Origin of the sequence: Dietzia sp. CQ4 (assembly GCF_014145125.1) — a bacterium.
Taxonomy (GTDB): domain Bacteria; phylum Actinomycetota; class Actinomycetes; order Mycobacteriales; family Mycobacteriaceae; genus Dietzia; species Dietzia natronolimnaea.
In genome coordinates this window covers 1-4,005 of sequence record NZ_JAALDZ010000310.1, presented here as the reverse complement: position 1 = coordinate 4,005, position 4,005 = coordinate 1, and the positions used below count along the sequence as shown (strand labels likewise).

The following is a 4,005-nucleotide window of genomic DNA, read 5'->3' as shown; positions in this document are numbered from 1 at the left end:
CCCGCGGCGAAGCGGCGGACCTCGTCGAGCAGCTGCGCCCACGTCCACCGGGTGTCCTGACCGGGCTGGACGTCGGCGACCGCCTCGCGATCCGGCCAGAGTGCCGCCGCCCGGCGCAGGGCGGCGGCGGTGGTCTCGACGTCGCGGGGGGCGGCGGTGGAGCTGTCGTTCATCGCGGACTCCTCGGGTGCTGCGGGTGTGGCGCCCACCACGGTACCAAGCACCTGCTTGGTCGGCCCCGTGCTCAGTACCTGAGCGCGCCCCGGTCGAACGGGACCTGGACCCCCGAGATCGAGCGGGAACCGTCCCCGGCCAGGAACGACACCACGTCGGCGACCTCCTCGGGGGGCATGAAGTCCGCCAGGGTGCTGACGCCGTCCGCGAGGACGTTCTTGAGGGGCATCGGCGAGAAGCTGTGCAGGTAAGACGGGAACCGGCCGAAGATCTCCGCCATGCCGTCGGGGTCGATCATCGGCGTGTCCACCGAGTACGGGTGGATCGAGTTGACCCGGATGCCGAACTCGCCCGCCTCGAGGGCGAGTGAGTTGGTCAGCGCGACCAGGCCGGCCTTGGAGGCCGAGTAGTGCCCGTTGCCCGGCGTGGCCTTGAGGCCCGCCGACGAGCTGACGATGATGATCGACCCGCCGTTGCCCGCGGAGATCATCGCCGGCACCGCCGCGCGGATCGTCCGCCACGTGCCGCTGAGGTTGACGCCGATGACCATGTCCCAGTCGTCCTCCGGCAGCTCCCACAGCCGGCCCCAGTTGAGGACGCCGGCGTTGGCGACGACGATGTCCAGCCGGCCGAAGGTGGCGATGGTGCGGGTGACCAGGTCCTGCAGCGGGCCCAGTTCCCGGATGTCGAGGACGGCCGAGAGGGATCTGCCCCCGGCCTCCTCGACCAGGCGAACGGTCTCGGCGAGATCGTCCGGTGTCGGCGCCGGGTAGGAGACGGACTCGGATACGGGGGCGCAGATGTCGGTGACCACGACGTCCGCGCCCTCCGAGGCGAGACGGACGGCGTGGGCCCGGCCCTGTGCCCGGGCGGCGCCGGTGACCAGTGCGACCTTGCCCTCCAGGGGCGTGACGGGTGTGCTCATGTCGACCATCACACCCGACGCGGTCAGTGGGGGCGGCCGGTTCCGGCAAACCAAGCAAGTGCTTGGTAGAGTGGCCCCATGACCCAGAGCACCAGGCCGGCGTCGGAGATGACCGACGACGAGTTCGCCGCGGAGTTCCGCGCGTGGCTGGACGACAACGTGACCGGAGACTTCGCCGAGATCAAGGGCACCGGCGGACCCGGCAGCGAGCACCAGTTCTTCGCCCGACGCCTGGCCTGGGAGCGGCACATGGCCGAGGCCGGGTGGACCTGCGTGGGCTGGCCGGTCGAGTACGGCGGCCGCGGTGCATCCCTGAGCCAGCAGGTCCGCGTGCACGAGGAGTACGCCAAGGCCGACGCCCCGGCGCGGGTGTCGCACCTGGGCGAGACGCTGCTCGGGCCCACCCTCATCGCGCACGGTACGCAGGAGCAGAAGGACCGTTTCCTGCCGCGGATCCTCGACGTCACCGAACTGTGGGCGCAGGGGTACTCCGAGCCCGGCGCCGGATCCGATCTGGCGAACGTGTCCACCACCGCGCGCCTGGGCGAGGACGGCAGATGGCATCTGCACGGGCAGAAGGTGTGGACCTCCCTGGCGCACCTGAGCCAGTGGGTGTTCGTCGTGGCCCGGACCGAGGAGGGGACCAGCCGTCACAAAGGCCTGAGCTTCCTGCTGGTGCCGCTGGACCAGCCGGGCGTCGAGATCAGGCCGATCCAGCAGCTCACCGGGACCTCGGAGTTCAACGAGGTCTTCTTCGACGATGCCGTCACCGACGCCGGGATGATCGTGGGGGAGCGGGGCGAGGGCTGGAAGGTCGCCATGACCCTGCTGGAGTTCGAGCGGGGTGTGTCCACGCTCGGTCAACAGGTGGGCTTCGCCCGCGAGCTCGACCAGATCGTGGCCATGGCCCGGTCCAACGGCAGCGCGGAGGTCCCCGCGGTGCGCGAACGGATCACGCGCGCCTGGGTCGGGCTCAAGGTGATCCGCGCCCATGCGCTGCGTACCCTCGCCGAGCGCGACGCCTCCGGGGGTAACGCCTCCGCGGCCAAACTCCTGTGGGCCACCTGGCACCGCGATCTGGGCGAGCTGGCGATGACCGTGCAGGGGGCGGAGTCGCTCACCGGGCCCACGCACGACTCCGAGGGCGCGGCCAACGACCTGCACGACCCGGAGCATCTCGAGTTGGCGCGGTGGCAGCGGCTCTTCCTGTTCACCCGCTCCGACACCATCTACGGCGGATCCAACGAGATCCAGCGCAACATCATCTCCGAGCGCGTGCTCGGACTACCCCGAGAGGCCAGGCCGTCATGACCCAGCACAAGTCCCCCCTCGCCGCGTCCCCGCTGTCCACGGTGCCCGAGGAGACCCCGGGACACGGGCTGCTCGCGGGCAAGAAGGTCGTGGTGACGGCGGCCGCCGGCACGGGGATCGGGTTCTCGGCCGCACGTCGCGCCGCGCTCGAGGGTGCCGACGTGCTGGTGTCGGACTTCCACGAGCGCCGCATGAACGAGGCCCGCGACACGCTCGCCGCCGAGTTCCCCGAGCAGCGGTTCGAGGCCATCACCTGCAACGTGCAGTCGACCTCGGACGTCGACGCGCTGATCTCCGGCGCCGCCGAAAAGCTCGGCCGCATCGACGTGCTGGTCAACAACGCCGGCTTCGGAGGCGAGGGTGAGCTGGTCGACATGACCGACGAGGACTGGGACCGGGTCCTGGACATCACGCTCAACGGCACGTTCCGCGCGACCCGCGCGGCGCTGCGGTACTTCCGCGACGTGCCCCACAACGGGGTGATCGTCAACAACGCCTCGGTGCTGGGGTGGCGCGCGCAGCGGGCGCAGGCGCACTACGCGGCGGCCAAGGCCGGCGTCATGGCGCTCACCCGGTGTTCCGCGATCGAGGGCGCCGACTTCGGCGTGCGCATCAACGCGATCGCGCCCTCCATCGCCCGCCACGCGTTCCTGGAGAAGTCGGCCTCCGCCGAGCTCCTCGACGAGCTCGCCGCCAAGGAGGCGTTCGGGCGGGCCGCCGACGTCTGGGAGGTGGCCGCGACCATCGCCATGCTCGCCAGCGACTACACCACCTACCTCACCGGGGAGGTCGTCTCCATCTCGTCCCAGCGGGCCTGACCCGCGGTGGCCCCGGGCCCGGGGCTAGGCGTTCCGGATCTTCTCGACCTGCTTGCCGAAGGCGTCCACAGCCGTGTCCCGTTCCACGTCGGAGACCGGCCCCACACCGTTGGCGACCGTGACGGAGACTCCGATCCCCCGCACGACCCCGGTGATCAGGACGTTCCCCGTGAGCATCTCCTGACCCATCATGTCCATGGTGTTGGTCTGCGAGATGGCGGCGAAGTGCTCCACGCCCTCGGGAGCCTGGAGTTCCAGCAGCGAGTTCTCGGCCCGGGTGGTCACCTCGGTCCCCTCGAGGGGGATCGTGACCGTCATGGTCGGGCAGTCGGCGATGAGCTGTTCACGAGCGGGAAGGCTGTCGGTCACCGTCGTCACGGACACCGCGTACGCGGAGTTCCCGCTCTGGCCCGCCTGGATCGCCATCGCGCCCGGTTCGGCCTGGGCGAGGAAGGCGTCCTGGCTGAAATCCGCGCAACGCTCGGGGTCGACACGGATCCCCGCGGCGATGTCCTCCAGCGCGCCGACCCCTCCCGCGATGTCCTCGGACGAGACGGGGGACAGGCCCAGTTCGGGGGCGTCGTCGGCGTTCAGCACCAACTGGTCGACGCCTGCGTCCGGCGCGCCCGGTGCGCTCGTCGGCTGGTCCCGGGGCGCCTCGGCCACCGCTGTGGTCGTGCCCGCGGGGGTGTCGTCGTCGCCGGTCTCGCCGATCGTGCAGGCGGTGAGGCTCAGGGCGAGACCGAACGCCGCCGAGGCCGCGAGGACACGGCGACC

Annotated in this window: 4 protein-coding genes; 2 read left to right on the top strand and 2 right to left on the bottom strand. The window is 71.1% G+C overall.

The features are described from left to right. Positions 1–244 precede the first annotated feature (244 nt). Positions 245–1,099, bottom strand: coding sequence for a mycofactocin-coupled SDR family oxidoreductase (locus G6031_RS15590; RefSeq protein WP_182645907.1), 855 nt, complete (start codon positions 1,097–1,099; stop codon positions 245–247). Between the two features lie 78 nt (positions 1,100–1,177). On the opposite strand from G6031_RS15590, the gene G6031_RS15585 reads away from it, so the two are divergent. Both G6031_RS15585 and G6031_RS15580 read left to right on the top strand, forming a co-directional pair. Continuing rightward, complete coding sequence (locus tag G6031_RS15585; protein WP_182653746.1) at positions 1,178–2,410, top strand: acyl-CoA dehydrogenase family protein; 1,233 nt, start codon at positions 1,178–1,180, stop codon at positions 2,408–2,410. Continuing rightward, positions 2,407–3,228: an SDR family oxidoreductase gene (locus G6031_RS15580; protein ID WP_182617006.1), complete on the top strand. Its 822-nt coding sequence runs from the start codon at positions 2,407–2,409 to the stop codon at positions 3,226–3,228. The genes G6031_RS15585 and G6031_RS15580 overlap by 4 nt, the downstream gene beginning before the upstream one ends. Positions 3,229–3,252: 24 nt before the next feature. Here G6031_RS15580 and G6031_RS15575 read toward each other — a convergent pair. Continuing rightward, positions 3,253–4,005, bottom strand: a 753-nt coding sequence (locus tag G6031_RS15575) for a hypothetical protein (protein WP_241737381.1), incomplete at its 5' end; no start/stop codon positions are given.

What these genes read in the sequence shown, in the direction of transcription:
- G6031_RS15580 (WP_182617006.1), top strand. Translation starts at nt 2,407, where the DNA reads ATGACCCAGCACAAGTCCCCCCTCGCCGCGTCCCCGCTGTCCACGGTG.
- G6031_RS15590 (WP_182645907.1), bottom strand. Translation starts at nt 1,099, where the DNA reads ATGAGCACACCCGTCACGCCCCTGGAGGGCAAGGTCGCACTGGTCACC.
- G6031_RS15585 (WP_182653746.1), top strand. Translation starts at nt 1,178, where the DNA reads ATGACCCAGAGCACCAGGCCGGCGTCGGAGATGACCGACGACGAGTTC.